Source organism: Dissulfurirhabdus thermomarina, assembly GCF_012979235.1.
Lineage (GTDB): Bacteria > Desulfobacterota > Dissulfuribacteria > Dissulfuribacterales > Dissulfurirhabdaceae > Dissulfurirhabdus > Dissulfurirhabdus thermomarina.
In genome coordinates this window covers 443369-457812 of sequence record NZ_JAATWC010000001.1, presented here as the reverse complement: position 1 = coordinate 457812, position 14444 = coordinate 443369, and the positions used below count along the sequence as shown (strand labels likewise).

General features: G+C 71.2%; 15 protein-coding genes. 8 read left to right on the top strand and 7 right to left on the bottom strand.

The genetic code is table 11. The features are described 5' to 3' along the window. The first annotated feature begins 21 nt into the window (after positions 1 to 21). Together HCU62_RS02205 and HCU62_RS02200 are read left to right on the top strand one after the other, a co-directional pair. Positions 22 to 705, top strand: coding sequence for a polysaccharide deacetylase family protein (locus tag HCU62_RS02205; RefSeq protein ID WP_163297828.1), 684 nt, complete (start codon positions 22 to 24; stop codon positions 703 to 705). A 9-nt stretch (positions 706 to 714) separates the two neighbouring features. Then, the gene (locus HCU62_RS02200) at positions 715 to 909 is read left to right on the top strand and encodes a hypothetical protein (protein ID WP_163297829.1); all 195 of its coding nucleotides are present in this window, start codon (positions 715 to 717) and stop codon (positions 907 to 909) included. Between the two features lie 5 nt (positions 910 to 914). Here HCU62_RS02200 and HCU62_RS02195 read toward each other — a convergent pair whose 3' ends face one another. Next, on the bottom strand, positions 915 to 1415 hold the full coding sequence (locus HCU62_RS02195; protein ID WP_163297830.1) for a 3D domain-containing protein: 501 nt from the start codon (positions 1413 to 1415) through the stop codon (positions 915 to 917). 132 nt (positions 1416 to 1547) lie between these two features. Between HCU62_RS02195 and HCU62_RS02190 the strand changes: the two genes are divergently transcribed. Continuing rightward, positions 1548 to 2030, top strand: coding sequence for a CarD family transcriptional regulator (locus HCU62_RS02190; RefSeq protein WP_163297831.1), 483 nt, complete (start codon positions 1548 to 1550; stop codon positions 2028 to 2030). A gap of 52 nt (positions 2031 to 2082) precedes the next feature. Beyond that, a complete protein-coding gene (locus HCU62_RS02185) occupies positions 2083 to 3027 on the top strand; it encodes an RluA family pseudouridine synthase (RefSeq protein ID WP_163297832.1) in 945 nt (314 codons plus the stop codon). On the opposite strand, the gene HCU62_RS02180 is transcribed toward HCU62_RS02185, so the two are convergent. Then, positions 3024 to 4391 (bottom strand): 4Fe-4S binding protein, encoded by a 1368-nt coding sequence (locus tag HCU62_RS02180; RefSeq protein WP_163297833.1) that lies wholly within the window; start codon positions 4389 to 4391, stop codon positions 3024 to 3026. The genes HCU62_RS02185 and HCU62_RS02180 overlap by 4 nt on opposite strands. 428 nt (positions 4392 to 4819) lie before the next feature. Here HCU62_RS02180 and HCU62_RS02175 point away from each other — a divergent pair, with 428 nt between their 5' ends. Both HCU62_RS02175 and HCU62_RS02170 read left to right on the top strand, forming a co-directional pair. Then, entirely contained in the window at positions 4820 to 5563 is a 744-nt protein-coding gene (locus tag HCU62_RS02175; RefSeq protein WP_163297834.1) for a lysophospholipid acyltransferase family protein, read from the top strand. 6 nt (positions 5564 to 5569) lie between these two features. Next, positions 5570 to 6460 (top strand): sulfite exporter TauE/SafE family protein, encoded by an 891-nt coding sequence (locus tag HCU62_RS02170; RefSeq protein ID WP_163297835.1) that lies wholly within the window; start codon positions 5570 to 5572, stop codon positions 6458 to 6460. On the opposite strand, the gene nagZ is transcribed toward HCU62_RS02170, so the two are convergent. Continuing rightward, positions 6457 to 7473 carry a beta-N-acetylhexosaminidase gene (nagZ, locus tag HCU62_RS02165; protein WP_163297836.1) on the bottom strand — a complete coding sequence of 339 codons (1017 nt, stop codon included), beginning with the start codon at positions 7471 to 7473 and terminating at the stop codon, positions 6457 to 6459. The genes HCU62_RS02170 and nagZ overlap by 4 nt on opposite strands. A 108-nt stretch (positions 7474 to 7581) precedes the next feature. On the opposite strand from nagZ, the gene uppP reads away from it, so the two are divergent. Both uppP and HCU62_RS02155 read left to right on the top strand, forming a co-directional pair. After that, on the top strand, positions 7582 to 8382 hold the full coding sequence (gene uppP, locus HCU62_RS02160) for an undecaprenyl-diphosphatase UppP (RefSeq protein ID WP_163297837.1): 801 nt from the start codon (positions 7582 to 7584) through the stop codon (positions 8380 to 8382). Then, a complete protein-coding gene (locus HCU62_RS02155) occupies positions 8379 to 9467 on the top strand; it encodes a S1C family serine protease (RefSeq protein WP_163297838.1) in 1089 nt (362 codons plus the stop codon). Before uppP ends, HCU62_RS02155 begins: the two co-directional genes overlap by 4 nt. Positions 9468 to 9476: 9 nt before the next feature. Here HCU62_RS02155 and HCU62_RS02150 read toward each other — a convergent pair whose 3' ends face one another. The 4 genes from HCU62_RS02150 to HCU62_RS02135 form a co-directional block, all read right to left on the bottom strand. Further along, positions 9477 to 10334: a hypothetical protein gene (locus HCU62_RS02150; RefSeq protein WP_163297839.1), complete on the bottom strand. Its 858-nt coding sequence runs from the start codon at positions 10332 to 10334 to the stop codon at positions 9477 to 9479. Positions 10335 to 10344: 10 nt separating this feature from the next. Then, positions 10345 to 11817 carry a sigma-54-dependent transcriptional regulator gene (locus HCU62_RS02145; protein WP_163297840.1) on the bottom strand — a complete coding sequence of 491 codons (1473 nt, stop codon included), beginning with the start codon at positions 11815 to 11817 and terminating at the stop codon, positions 10345 to 10347. A 242-nt stretch (positions 11818 to 12059) separates the two neighbouring features. Continuing rightward, the gene (gene cybH, locus HCU62_RS02140; protein WP_163297841.1) at positions 12060 to 12713 is read right to left on the bottom strand and encodes a Ni/Fe-hydrogenase, b-type cytochrome subunit; all 654 of its coding nucleotides are present in this window, start codon (positions 12711 to 12713) and stop codon (positions 12060 to 12062) included. A 16-nt stretch (positions 12714 to 12729) separates the two neighbouring features. After that, positions 12730 to 14430 carry a nickel-dependent hydrogenase large subunit gene (locus HCU62_RS02135; RefSeq protein ID WP_163297842.1) on the bottom strand — a complete coding sequence of 567 codons (1701 nt, stop codon included), beginning with the start codon at positions 14428 to 14430 and terminating at the stop codon, positions 12730 to 12732. Between the last annotated feature and the right edge of the window lie 14 nt (positions 14431 to 14444).

The window sequence follows — 14444 nt, the reverse complement described above, 5'->3', positions numbered from 1 at the left end:
GCCCGAACGGGGGCCCGGACGGTGGATCCGCGTCTGCTGGGAATCGCGGCCGCGGGGGTCGGCGCCGGCGTGGCCGGCGGCCTGCTCTACCAGGTCTTTTCGATGCGGGCGACCCTCGGCGGCCGGGTCATCACCCACGGCCCCAGGAACCGGCCGGCCGTGGCCTTGGTCTTCGACCGGAGTCCTTCCCGGCACACCGAGGCACTCTGCACCCGGCTCCACGAGCTGGCCGCCCCGGCCGCCTTCTTCCTGGAAGGCCGGCGGATCCTGGCGCACCCGGCGGCCATGAAGGCCCTCCGGGGCTTCGAGATCGGCGTCCAGGGCGCCAGCCAGGCCCCCTTGATCTTCCGGCGGCGCCGAACCCTCCGCCGCCTCCTGGGGCCGGTGGTCCACCGCGTCGCCGAGACCCTTCGGCGTCCCCCGCGGTTCCTCATGCCCCCCCGCGGATGGAAGGACTGGCGGCTGTGCGAGGAGGCCCGCGGAATGGGCCTGGTGGTGCTGAATCCCTCCCTCCGGGTGACCACGCCGGCCGATGCCTCCGCCCGGGGCCTCCGCCGCGTCCGTCCCGGCGACATCCTGGCCCTGGCCGGGGACGGGGCGGACGGCACCCGCATGGAACACCTCCTCGAGACGCTCGTCACCGGCCTCCGCCACCGGGGCCTCGAGATCTGGGGGCTCAACGCGCTCCTGGCGCGCGACTACTGAGGAGATGCCATGACCACCGAAGAACTCCTGCCTCACGGCGAAAAGCTTCGCAAGGCCGTGAAGTGGATCGCCCAGGTCTGCCGGGAGCACCCCGAACGCAGCCGGGATGCGGTCCTCCGGGAGGCCGAGGAACGCTTCGATCTCTCTCCCAAGGAGTGCGAGTTCCTCAACCGAAAGCTGGCCTCGTCCCCGGCGGAGGGCTGACCGGTTCAGCGCCGGATCTCCACCACCACCCGGCGCCGCCCCCAGGCCAGGGCCCGGCGGTGGCTGCGGAAGTAGAGGTCGATCCGATCCGGTCCCCTGATGGCACTGCCGCGGTCTTGCACCACCCCCCACCCGTACCCGGGCACGTACATTCGGGTCCCGAAGGGATAGTAGCGGGTGTCGGCGGCGATGGTCCCGTCCCGGGCGAGAAAGAGCCACGGGAAGAAGACGAGCCGGACGGGGATCATCCAAGGCCGCCGGAGGCTGTCCCACGAGAAGAAGCCGGGGTCGGGTTCCCGGGGTTCGGCCCCGCTGGCGGTCTTGCCGGTGTAGGGCCGCCCCTTCCTCGGGCCGCGGCTGACGTAGCGGTTCCAGAAATCGAGCTTGAGATACCGCCAGCTGCCCCTCTCCCACCCGCAGCACGCCCCGCACCCGCAATAGGCGGTGGCCACGACGGCGCGCTCTTGCCCCGCGGCGCACCCGCCGGCCATCAGGGCGGCCGCCATGAGCACCGCGGCCGCCGCCGGACCGGCCGTCCTTTTCAAAAGGCCAAATATAGGATATAATTTATTTTGTTGAAAGTTCCCCATCAGCATTCCAGCCCCGTGCCCGCAGGCCGCGGGGGAGGGAGGAGGCTCATGTTTTCCGAAGGCGACCTTGCCGTCTACCCCGCCCACGGGGTGGGTGTCATCGAGTCCGTGGAGCAGAAGGACATCTCCGGGGTCGAGCAGCTCTTCTACGTGATGAGGATCCTCGACAACGACATGAAGATCATGATTCCCAAGGCCAACGCCGTCAACCTCGGGCTCCGCAACATCATCTCCGAGGCCGACGTGGAGCGGGTCTATGCCATCCTGGAAGACCGGGACGTCAAGTTCACCCCGCAGACATGGAACCGGCGGTACCGGGAATACATGGAGAAGATCAAGACGGGCTCCATCTTCGACCTCGCCGTGGTCCTCCGGGATCTCTACCTCCTCCAGATGGACAAGCCGCTCTCCTTCGGTGAACGAAAGATGCTCGAGACGGCCAAGGGACTCCTGGTGAAGGAGCTCTCCATCGCGAGAAACACCGAAGAGACCGACATCGAGGCCGGCATCGAGGCCATCTTCAACGGCTGAGGCCCGCGGGCCCCGTCCGCCCTCCCGGGCCGCGGCGCCCGCCGGCGGTCCCATGCATACCTCCGACCCCTGCCGCGTCCATGTCCTGCCCGTGGCGGCCGGCCACCACGGCTGGCGGCTCGACCGCTTCCTCGCCCACCAACTGGAAGGCCTGTCGCGGTCCCGGGTCCAGAGGCTCATCACCGAGGGGCGGGCCTCGGTCAACGGCACCCCGTGTCTTTCCGCCCGCCGGGCCGTTCGTATCGGGGACGAAGTCCGCCTCGAGGTCCCGCCGCCCCGGCCGGCGGCCCTGGAGCCCGAGCCCCTGCCCCTCCGGGTGGTCTTCGAGGACGACCGCATCCTGGTGCTCGACAAGCCCCCCGGCCTCGTGGTCCATCCCGGCGCCGGCCACGCGCGGGGCACCCTGGTCCACGGCCTCCTCCACCACTGCCGGGATCTGTCGGGCATCGGCGGGGAACTCCGGCCGGGCATCGTCCATCGCCTCGACAAGGACACCTCCGGCCTCATGGTGGTGGCCAAGGACGACGACGCCCACGCCCGCCTGGCCGCACAGTTCGCCGCCGGAGATGTGGAAAAGACCTACCTCGCCCTGGTGAAGGGGGAGCCCGGCGCGGACCGGGGACGGATGGAAGCCGCCATCGGGCGCCACCCCGTCCACCGGAAGCGGATGGCGGTCCGGAGGTCGGGGGGAAAGGCGGCGGTCACCGAGTGGGAGGTGGTGGAACGCCTCGGCGGCGCGGCCCTCCTCCGCTTGCGCCTCCACACGGGACGCACCCACCAGATCCGGGTCCACATGGCCGCCGCGGGCCACCCCGTCCTGGGCGACGCCCTCTACGGCGGCGGAACCATCCTGCGTCCCCGGGGGCTTCGCCTGCCCCGCCAGATGCTGCACGCGGCCGCCCTGGCCCTCCGTCACCCCGCCACCGGCGAACGCCTCGAGTGGCGGGCGCCGCTGCCGCCCGACATGGCGGCGGCCCTGGAGTCCCTGCGGGGCTAAGGCCCGACCCCCGTGGCCACGGCGGCGACGTAGCTGGCCAGCATGATCCCCACGAGGGCCAGGACCAGGGCATAGCGAAGGCGGCTCACCATCCCCTGGAACTCCTCCGTCATGAACCGGCGCAGGATGTAGACCCCGGCCAGCCCCCCCGCCGCCAGGATCCCCAGGGCGATGGCCAGGCGCAGGTCCTGCGGGGGGCTGAAGGTCCAGGCGACGAGGTCCCACCCGAACTGCCGGCCGAGGGTGGGCAGGAACGCCGGGGCGTTGACCAGGGCGAAGTCGAGCCGGTACGACAGCTCCCCGGCGAAGGCCAGGGGCACGAAGATGGGGACGAGGGGCGAAAAACGCCCGAAGAGTTCGTCCTCGGTCACGCCGAAGAACCGCGCCCCGAGCCGGATCACCCCGTAGACGTAGTGGAAGCCCACGAAGAGCAGCACGGAGAAGAGCATCATCTGGCACGCCATGGTGCCGCTGCAGAACCAGTCCTCCACGGCCGGGCTCATCTTGACGAACCGCGCCAGCTGGGACCCCATGAGGAAGGGGATGATGTAGGAACAGGTGATGTAGCGCCCCTTGTTGAGGATGAGCTCGTTGAAGGGGTTGCGCAGGTTGAGCCGGGGCGAGTTGCGGTCGCACAGCATGACACAGTGGCCGCAGACCAGGCAGTGGAGGTTGTTCCGCACGTTGAAGGCCCCGAGATAGACGGGGCACCCGGGCACCCCGCCGGCGCCGCGCTTGCAGGCGAAGGTCTTGCAACCGCGGCACTTTTCGTGATCGGGACGAAACTCCGTGAGGGCGAAGGTGGCCGCCACCCCGGTGATCCGGCCCATGGGGCACAGATACCGGCACCAGGCCTGCTTCCGGTAGATCATGGCCGCGAGGGTGGCCCCTCCGAGGATGGCCAAGAGCAAGAGCGCCGTACCCCGGGGCCATTGCTTCATCCCCGTGGATTCCTCCACCCAGATGATCAGCGCCAGCAGCCCCACGGACCAGTAGACCCCCGTCTTCTGCAGCCACCGGGGCACGGGCCGCTCGAGGGAGAGGCCGAGCCGCTGCATCACCCGGCCGATGCCGGGAAACGGGCAGAAACCGCACCACATTCGCCCGAACACGAACCAGCTGAGGACCACCGAGGGCCACCAGACCCCCCAGGCGAGGAAGAGGGCGACGTTCCGGTCCGGCTCCTGGGGCCCGAAGAGCCCCGAGACGATGATGAAGGTGAAGGTGGCGTCCCCGAAGGTCCGCATGGCCGCATGCAGCCGGCGGCGGCGGAAGAACTCCCGCAGGCGCGGGAACCGCTCGAAGAGGTCCACGGGGGCCTCGGGATCCCGGAATGCCGAAAACAGGGAGGGCTTGGGGGGCAAGGGGGCCGTCCTCCTTCCTTCGGGTGGCGCCGGCGGAAATCGTACGCCGCGACGCCTCCGCAGCGCAACCGACGACTCATGCCGGCGGCACGAGAAGCCGCCGACTGCGGCGGTGCCTCGGTGCGCTCGTCACTGCGGCGTATCAGAAGTCCACTTCGTTACCTCGACATCCTCGCGCCGTGCATTTGGCGATTTTCTGCTGAGCCATCCACTCGGAGGCCTTTTACGGGGCCATCGTTCGCGTCCGCCCGCATCGCGCCGGGCCCTCGCGGGACCCGCTCCCCTGGGGCCGCCGCCGGTCCCGGCCGACTTGGGTTGAAAATTATTATTTTTACCGCCCTTTGCCGAAAGAGGGAAGAGGTCGATCCACGATCCAGGGCCGGGGCCCCGCGTTGACCCGCCTGCCGGGCCGGGTTAAGAGAAGGGCCATGTGGCAACGCATCCGGCACATCACCCGGGGGCTCCTCTTCATCCCCTGGTTCCTCTCGCTCACGGCGGTTCTGGCGCCCGTGGCCATCGCTATGTCGCTGGTCACCCGGTCCGGCGACGCCGCCCACCGGCTGGGCCGGCGCTGGTCCCGGTGGCTGCTCGCCGCGGCCGGGGTCGAGGTGGAGGTGACGGGCCGGGAACACCTCGCCGGCCTGCCCGGCGGACTCGTCATCGCGGCCAACCACGCCAGCCAGCTCGACATCCTCGCCCTCTTCGTGGCCCTCCCCATCCAGTTCCGCTTCGTGGCCAAGAAAGAGCTCTTTCACCTCCCGCTCCTCGGCCCGGCCATGCGCTTTACGGGTTACATCCCCATCGACCGCTCCGGCGGCCGCTCCGCGGTGGAAAGCCTCAACCGGGCGGCGGAGGTGGTCCGATCCGGGGTGGCCGTGCTCATCTTCCCGGAGGGGACGCGGAGCCCGGACGGCCGGCTCCGGCCCTTCAAGCCCGGCGGCGTCCTGCTCGCCCGGAAGGCCGGAACGCCGGTCCTGCCCGTCGCCATCAGCGGGAGCCACCGGTGCCTGCCCAGGGGGAGCATCCTGGTCCGCCCCGGGCGGATCCGCGTCCGCCTCCTGCCTCCCGTGGACCCCGTGGGGCCCGGCGGCCCGAAGGGCAAGGACGCCCTGACACGGGAGCTCCACCAGGCCATCCTCTCGGGGCTCGACCCCGGAAACCGTCCCGCCTGAGGCCCCATGTTCCGGTTCACCTTCCCCGTCTCGCAGGTCACCACCTGGGTCTTCCTCCCGCCCCTCGTCACCTTCGTCCTCGCCTTCTTCGGCGCCATGGCCGGGGTGACCGGGGCCTTCCTGCTCCTCCCCTTCCAGGTGAGCATCCTGGGCTACACCGGGCCCGGGGTCTCCGCCACGAACTTCGTCTACAATCTCTTCGCCATCCCCGGGACGGTGCTCCGATACGCCCGGGAGGGGCGCATGAACTGGCCGCTGGCCGCGGTGATCACCCTGGGGAGCCTCCCCGGCATCGGCCTCGGGTATCTCGCCCGGGTCCGCTTCCTCACCGACCCCCGGCACTTCAAGCCCTTCGTCGCCCTGGTGCTCCTCTACCTCGCCTGGCGCATCGGGCGAAACCTCCTCGGCGCCGGCGGCCGCCCGGCCGCGCCCCCCGCCGCCGCGGCCCGGGTCCGGACCCGGTCGCTGGGGCTCCGCCGGGTCGTCTTCGCCTTCGACGGGCGGGACCACGCCTTCGACCCACGCCCCCTCTTCCTCGTGGCCCTGGCCGTGGGGGTGGTGGGCGGCGCCTACGGGATCGGGGGCGGCGCGGTACTCGCCCCCTTCTGCGTCACCGTGCTGGAGCTGCCGGTCCACGCCGTGGCCGGGGCGGCCCTCTTCGGCACCTTCATGAGCTCGGTGGTGGGTGTCGCCGTCTACTCGGCGGGGTTCTTCTCGGGGGGGGTGGAGACCCGGCCGGACATCCTGCTCGGGGCCCTCTTCGGCCTCGGCGGGCTCGCCGGGGGCTACCTGGGGGCCCGGATGCAACGGTTCGTGCCGGAGCGGCCCATCAAGGTCGGCCTCCTCGCGGTCCTGCTCTTCGTGGCGGGGAAGTACCTCCTGGCGGCCCTGGGCTAGGAGGACACCGCCCGGGCAAGACGGCCCCGGGCGGCGTCGATGCGCCGGACGGCGTCGATGAGGCGGCCCTCGGGGAGCCGGCCGTCCCGGAGGCCCCGCTCCAGGGCCTCCACGACGCGCCAGGCCCGGTCGGCCCGGTGGCAGACGAGGAGAAGGTCGTGGCCCGCCGCCAGGGCCGAAAGACCGGCCTCTCCCACGTCTTCGTACCCCAGGACACCGCCCATCTCCAGGTCGTCGGTGAGAAGAAGCCCCTCGAAGCCCAGTTCCTCCCGGAGGAGCCCCCGGGCGATCCGCTCCGAGAAGGTGGCGGGGCGGTCGGGGTCCAGGGCGGGGTAGACCACGTGGGAGGTCATGACCGCGGCCACCCCCGCCGCCACCGCAGCCCGGAACGGGAGCATCTCCGCCCGGAGCACCTCCGCCGGGGCTTCCACCCGGGGCCGGACCTCGTGGGGGTCCCCGCCCACACGGCCGATGCCCGGGAAGTGCTTGGCCGTGGCGCCCACCCCCGCCGCCTGGAGGGCGCGGACGTAGGCGGCCCCTGCGCGGGCCACGGCCGCCGGGTCGTCGCCGTAGGTCCGACCGGCGAGGACGCCCTCCACTCCCGCCGGGGCGAGATCCAACACCGGGGCGAGGTTCAGGCGGATGCCGGCGGGACGGAGGACCTCGGCCGCCGCCATGCCCTGGGCGGCCGAAGCGGCCGCCGGGTCCGGAGACGCCCCGACCTCGGCCGCCGACACCAGGGCCGGCCAGGCGGGCGGGGCCAGGCGCTGGACCGGGCCGCCCTCCTGGTCCACGGCCACGAGGGGCGGCGGCAGCCCGGCCGACCGGCACTCGTCTTCCAGGGCGAGGACGAGATCCCGCACCTGGCCCGGCGAGACCGCGTTCCGGGCGAAGAGGATGAAGTGCCCCACTCCGCCCCGCCGGATGAGCTCCCGGGTCGCCGTGTCCAGCTCCGGCCCCGGCAGCCCCGCCATCACCACGGCCCCCGGGCGGGTGCCCCCCGCGTCGATCATGCCGCCCTTCGCCTCCCTCCGGGCCGGCCGGCTTGAGCTCCGGCCCCTCGACGGAGTATAGTCGGGGGACACGCCAAGGCCAACCGGCCGCCAAGGAGCACCGCCTGCATGACCTCGCCAGAAGCCGTCTTCCTCGGCCTCCTCCAGGGGGCCACGGAGTTCCTCCCCGTCTCGAGCTCCGGGCACCTCCTCCTCGCCGAGCACTTCCTCGGCCTTGCCGGCGGGGGGCTCGCCTTCGACGTCATGCTCCACCTCGGGACCCTGGCGGCGGTCCTGCTCTACTTCCGGCGGGAGTGGTGGCACATGGCCGAGGCCCTGGTCCCGGGGCGGGGGGCGACCGGCGACCGGCGCCTCCTCGCCCTCCTCGTGCTGGCCACCATCCCGGGCGGCGTCTTCGGCTACCTCCTGGACGACCTCGCCGCGACCACCCTCCGAAGCCCCTGGGTGGTCGCGGCCACGCTGGCCGGCGTCGGGGCCCTCTTCCTCGCGGCCGAGGGCGTCGCCCGCCGGGACCGCACCCTCGCCGCCCTCGACTGGCGTGACGCCGCCGTCATCGGCCTCGCCCAGGCCCTCGCCATCGTGCCCGGGGTCTCCCGGAGCGGCATCACCATGACCGCCGCCCTGTTCCTCGGCTTTCGCCGGGCGGAGGCCGCCCGGTTCTCCTTCCTCCTCTCCGCGCCCATCATCGCCGGTGCCGGCCTCCACGAAGGCCACAAGCTGCTCAACGGCACCGCCGGCCCGGGGCCCGAGGTCCTCTGGGGCACCCTGGCCGCCTTCGTCGCCGGCTACGCGGTGATCTCCTGGCTTCTCGCCTACCTCGCCCGGCACACCTTCCACCCCTTCGCCTACTACCGCATCGTGCTGGCCGGGGTGGTGGCCGCGCTGCTCCTCTGGGGGAGCGCCGCATGACGCCCCACCGCCTTTCCCCGGCGGTCCTCGCCGCGGTGTTGGCCGCCCTCCTGGTCCCGCCCCCCGCGGCCGGGCTCACCCCCGGAGAAGAAGCGACGATCCTCCTCTTCCGAAAGGCCGCCGCCGGGGTCGTCAACATCACCAGCACCCAGCAGGAACCCGGGTTCGCCTGGCACCCCGTGCCGGAAAAGGGCACCGGCAGCGGTTTCGTCTTGGACGACCACGGCCACGTGGTGACGAGCTGCGGCGCGGTGGGCGACGGCCAGTCCCTCGAGGTCACCACCCGGGACGGGCGCCGCTGGCCCGCCCGGCTCGTAGGAGCCGACCCGGCCACCGACATCGCGGTGGTGGAGATCCGGGCCCCGAAGAAGGTCCTGGCCGGCCTGCCGCCCCTGCTCCTCGGCCAGGCGCGGGACTTGGCCGTGGGCCAGCGCGTCTGGCGGGTGAGCGATCCCTTCGGCGAGGGACCACAGCTGGCCGAGGGGCTCCTCGCGGCCAAGGGCCGCACCCTCCGAACCCGCGCCGGCCTGAAAATCCGCGGAGTCCTCCAGACCGACATCCCCGTGCATCCCGGGGCCGAGGGCGCCCCCCTCCTGGACTCCTCCGGCCGGGTGATCGGGATGTGCAGCCTCGCCTTCGCCGACACCCGAGCCCTTGCGGGGATCGGCTTCGCCGTGTCCGCCGAGGTCCTCCAGCGGATCGTCCCCGGGCTCCTGGCGGACGGCTACGTCCTCCACGCCTGGCTGGGGGCGGAGTTCGAGACCCTCTCCCCGGCCCTGGCCCGCCTCACCGGGCTTCCCGTGGAAAGAGGCGCGGTGCTGACCCGCCTCTTCCCCCAGGGGCCCGCCCTCGATGCCGGCCTCCGGGCGGGGATGAAGACCGTCCACCTCGGAAACCGCACCCACCGCGTGGGCGGCGACGTCATCGTGGCCGTGGACGGGAAGGACGTGGCCTCTGCGGCGGCCCTGGAGGAGATGATCGACGGGCGCAAGCCCGGCACCGAGGTGACGCTCACCCTCTACCGGGACGGCCGGCGGACCACCGCCAAGGTGCGGGTGGAGGAACGGCCCGCCGCGGCCCCCTGAGGGGCTGGCTCAACGCCACTGCCAGCGTGCCCCCCGGGGCGCCCCGGTCTCGTTGCCCGCCGCGGCCCTTTCCGGGCCCGGAGACGCTGCATCCTCCGGGGACGCGACCTCTTCCGGGGGAGGATAGGGCAAGCCGTCCGCTCGGGCCGCCGGGGCCCGGCGGCCGCCGAAGATCCAGTTGAACCAGCCCCGTTGCCCGCCGGCCGCGGAGGCCCCGGCGGCCGGAAGCGCAGCGGAGGCGCTGCTCGCCGTCACCTCGGGCGGTGGGACCAGCAGGTCGGGATGGAGGCGCCCGGGGGGCTCCCCGGGGAACGGGATGGCCGCCGCGGCCGGGGCCTGGGACGCCCCCGGGGGCGCGGCGTAGGGCCGCCGGAGGAACCCCGCCGCGCGGCGGGCCAGCCGCTTGAGCTGCCCGTGGAGCCCGTCCAGGGGCGCCGGCTCCCCGGCGATGACCCCTTCCGGGCCGCCGGCGGCGGCCGAGACGGCCCGGAGGGTCACCACGTAGCGGCCGCCGGCCACCGCCTCGACCCGGCCCGCCACCACGAAGTCCACACCGGCGTGCCGGGCGAGCTCCGACAGGTGCGCCGCCGAGGCATCGGTCGACCGCTCCGCGCCGCCGCGGCAGAGGATGTCCCCCTCCTGCTCGAGCCGGCCGGCCAGCACGTCCCGGAGGGCCAGATCGAGGTGGGCGAGGCGGGCCTCGGCGGCCGGGACCTCGAAGGGAAGCACGAGGACCCGAAGCTCCCCTGTTTCCGGCGGAGCGGCGACGGCCGAAGCCGCCCCCGCCAGGACCAGCCCGAGGAGGACCAGGAGCCACCCCGGCCGCCCGGCCCGGGAGGCGCCGGGACCGGCCGTCGCCGCCGGCAAGGCAGGCACCTCAGGCACCGGCGGCGGCCCGGGACGGGGCCGTCCCCTCGGGCTTCTTCTTGGCCGGGCGCCCTCCCCGACCCCGGGTGGCCGGGGTCATGAGGCGCTGTTTCTTCATCTTTTCGATCAGGGTGGTCCGGTTGAGCCGCAGGAGCTGGGCCGCCCGGTTCTTGACCCCGCCCGTCCGGTCCAGGGCCTGGAGGATGAGGTTCTTCTCGAAGGTCTGGACCGCGGCGTTCAGGGAGAGGCCCTCCTCCGGCAGGGTCGGGACGGGCACCGGGATGCCCTCGGAGAGGGGGTAGCCGGTGGCCCGGGTGAAGGAGGCCGGCAAGTCCTGGGCCGTCAGCACCGGGCCGCTGGCCAGGATGGACATGCGCTCCATGAGGTTCTCGAGCTCCCGGACGTTGCCGGGCCACTCGTAGGCCATGAGGCACTGCATGGCGTCCTCCGCCACCCGCTCCAGCCGACCCCGGTTCTTCTGGCGGAACCGCTCGAGGAAGTGCTGGACGAGGAGCGGGATGTCCGAGACCCGCTCCCGGAGGGGCGGCACGTGGATGGGGATGACGTTGAGGCGGTAGTAGAGGTCTTCCCGGAAGCGGCCCTCGCGGACCGCCTCCTCGAGGTCGATGTTGGTGGCGGCGATGACCCGGATGTCCACCCGGATGGTGCGGACGCCGCCCACGCGCTCGAACTGCCGATCCTGGAGGACGCGGAGGAGCTTCACCTGGAGGGCGGGACTCATCTCGCCCACCTCGTCCAGGAAGATGGTCCCCTTGTTGGCCAGTTCGAACCGGCCGATCCGGGTCCGGATGGCATGGGTGAAGGCCCCCTTCTCGTGCCCGAAGAGCTCGCTCTCGAGGAGCTCCGGGGGGATGGCGCCGCAGTTGATGGGGATGAAGGAATTGTCGCGCCGGTCGCTGGCGAAGTGGATGGCATGGGCGATGAGTTCCTTGCCCGTTCCGGACTCACCGGTTATGAGCACGGTACTCTCGGTGTCGGCCACCTTCTCGATGAGGTCGAAGAGGTCCTGCATGGCGGGGCTGGCGCCCACGATGCGGTCGAACCCGTACCGGGTGCGCAGTTCCTTCTTGAGGTTCTGGTTTTCGCGGCGCAGCTCCCGGACCTCCAGCGCCCGCTCGATGACCAGGGCCACTTCCTCGGCCTTCACCGGCTTGGTGAGGTAGTCGAAGGCCCCTTTCCGCATGGCCTCCACCGCGTCCCGGATGGAGCCGTACCCGGTCACGAGGATGCAGATGCTGTCCGGGGAATGCTCCTGGATGTAGTCCAGGACGGCCATGCCGTCCTTCCGGGGCATGTTGACGTCCGTCAAGACCACGTCAAAGAACCGACCTTCGAGCATCTCGATGGCCTCCTGGCCATCGGTGGCCGTCTCCACGGCAAAGCCCTCCCCCTGGAGGAGCTCGGTCAAAAACGCCCGGATCTCCGGTGCATCGTCCACGACCAGTACGGACTCGTTGCGCATGGCTGTTCCCCCGGAATGAACTTTTTTCGAACGGACATCACCAAGTTATCGTAACTCCCCAGGATTTGTCAACTTTTGATGTCCATTTTTTGACGCGAAATCACGCCGGCACCGTGTCAAAATACACAACATGTTGGACGATTTTTGTCACCTCCCCCCACATCTTGCGCCTGCACGAAAAAACCGGGCCGGGGCCCGGTGGGAAAACTTCGAGGCCGGGGGCTGTCGGCCCCGGCCCCGGCTCAATAGTCGTAGTGCTTCTTGAGGAACTTGCACCCGTTGAAGATGGCGGAGATCAGCCATTCCGGGAAGTGGATGTCGTTCCAGATCACGATGTAGACGTGGATGAAGGCGAAGGTCAGAAACAGCCAGGTGTTCAGGTGGTGGAAGACCCGGATCTCCATCTGGGTGCCGAGGACCGCCAGCCCCCAGCCCTGCCAGGCGAGGCTCTCGGGGAAGAGCAGGCAGAAGCCGCTCAGGATCTGGAGGAGCGCCAGCCCCATGAGCACCACGTAAGAGATGCCCGCCAGCACGTTGTGGCCGCGCCGGAGGTCCAGCCGGTCGGAGAGGTAGAGGTAGAGGAGGAGGGTCCGCTTGAGGTTGTTGACGTTGCGGCGGTTGATGGGGATGAAGTCGGTGACCCGCTCCTCGGTGTTCCCGAAGAACCAGAGGAAGAGGCGGACGAGGATGGCGGCGGTGAAGACGTAACCCGCCACGAAGTGCACGAAGCGCATGTCCGCCACGGGAAACGCCCCCCGGCCCTCGAGCACCGTGTTGGTCCAGGGATGGTGGATGTAGAAGCCCGTGACCGCCAGGGTGACGATGGAGAGGGCGAAGGACCAGTGGAAGAGCCGAAAGAGGACGCTCCAGACGCAGTGCTTCTCGTATTCCACCATGGCCGGCCTCCCTCGGCTAGAGGACCCGCACCCGCACCGTCTCCCGGCCCGAGGGATCGAGCATGTGGACGGCGCAGGCGATGCAAGGGTCGAAGGAATGGATGGTGCGCAGCACCTCCAGGGGCCGCTCGGGATCGGCCACCGGGTTCCCCACCAGGGCGGCCTCGTAGGGGCCGGGCTGGCCCTTGCCGTCCCGGGGGCCGGCGTTCCAGGTGGAGGGGACCACGCACTGGTAGTTCCGGATCTGCCCGTCCCGGATCACGATCCAGTGGGAGAGGGCGCCGCGCGGGGCCTCGTGGAATCCGAACCCGCGCTGCTCGCCGAGGGGGAAGGCCGGGGGGTTACAGATGGCGTAGTCGCCCCGGCCGATGTTCGCCACCAGCAGCTCCCAGTGCTTGACGGCGAGATCGGAGATGACCGCCGTCCGGATGGCCCTGGCCAGGTGCCGCCCGGGGGTGGAGTGCAGCGCCGCCGGGACCACCCGGGTCTTGGCCAGGGTGCCCACCCGGGCCAGGGCGTCGTCCACGTAGCGGCGGGTCGGCTCGTGGTTCAGGGCGTAGCCCACCAGGACCTGGGCCAGGGGCCCCACCTGCATGGGCCGTCCCTGGAAGCGGGGGGCCTTCACCCAGCTGTACTTGCCCTCGTCCTGGAAGTCGGTGTAGTGGGGGACGGTCTCCTCCTCGAAGGGATGCCGGGTCCAGTCCCCCTCGTACCAGGAATGGGCGATGCTTTCGGCCACGTTGTCCCGGAAGTAGGGATCCTGGAAACCCTTGAAGGCCCGGGCGGTGGAAAGATCCCCGTCGAAGAGGGTGCCCCCGGGAAGATCGAAGCGGGTCCCCGCGGTATCCAGCGGCATGTCCGGCACGGCGAGGTAGTTCATGACCCCGGCCCCGTGGGCGAGCCAGTCCTTGTAGAGGGCCCCGACGGCGATGACGTCCGGGAGATAGACCTGGTGGACAAAGGCCCGGACCTCCTCCAGGAGCTGGCGTACCTGGTAGAGCCGATCCATGTTGAGGGTCGCCTCGTTGTCGGGATTGATGGCCGTGGCCACTCCGCCCACGGCGAGATTCTGGACGTGGGGGTTCTTGCCCCCGAGGATGCCCAGGGCCTGGGTGGCCTTTCGCTGGTAGTCGAGGGCCTCGAGGTAGTGGGAGACGGCCATGAGGTTCGCCTCCGGCGGAAGTGTCATGGCCGGGTGCCCCCAGTAGCCGTGGGCGAAGGGCCCGAGCTGCCCGCTCTCCACCAGGGCCTGGACCTTTTCCTTGACCGCCTTGAAGCGGCTCTTGCCGTTGTTGGGCCAGTCGGAGAGGCCCTGGGCCAGGGCGGCGGTCCGGGCCGGGTCCGCCTTGAGGGCCGCCACCACGTCCACCCAGTCCAGGGCGGAGAGGGTGTAGAAATGGACGATGTGGTCGTGCAGGGCGTGGAGGGCCAGCACCAGGTTCCGGATGTACTGGGCGTTGATGGGCACCTCGAGGCCCAGGGCGTTCTCCACGGCCCGGACGGAGGTGATGGCGTGCACCGTGGTGCAGACCCCGCAGATGCGCTGGGTGAAGAGCCAGGCATCCCGCGGGTCGCGCCCCTGGAGGATGACCTCGATCCCCCGCCACATCTGGCCGGAGGACCAGGCCTTGCGCACCCGGCCCCCCGCCACCTCGGCATCGATGCGCAGGTGCCCCTCGATGCGCGTCACCGGATCCACGACGATTCGCTTGGCCATCGGTCCGCTCCTTT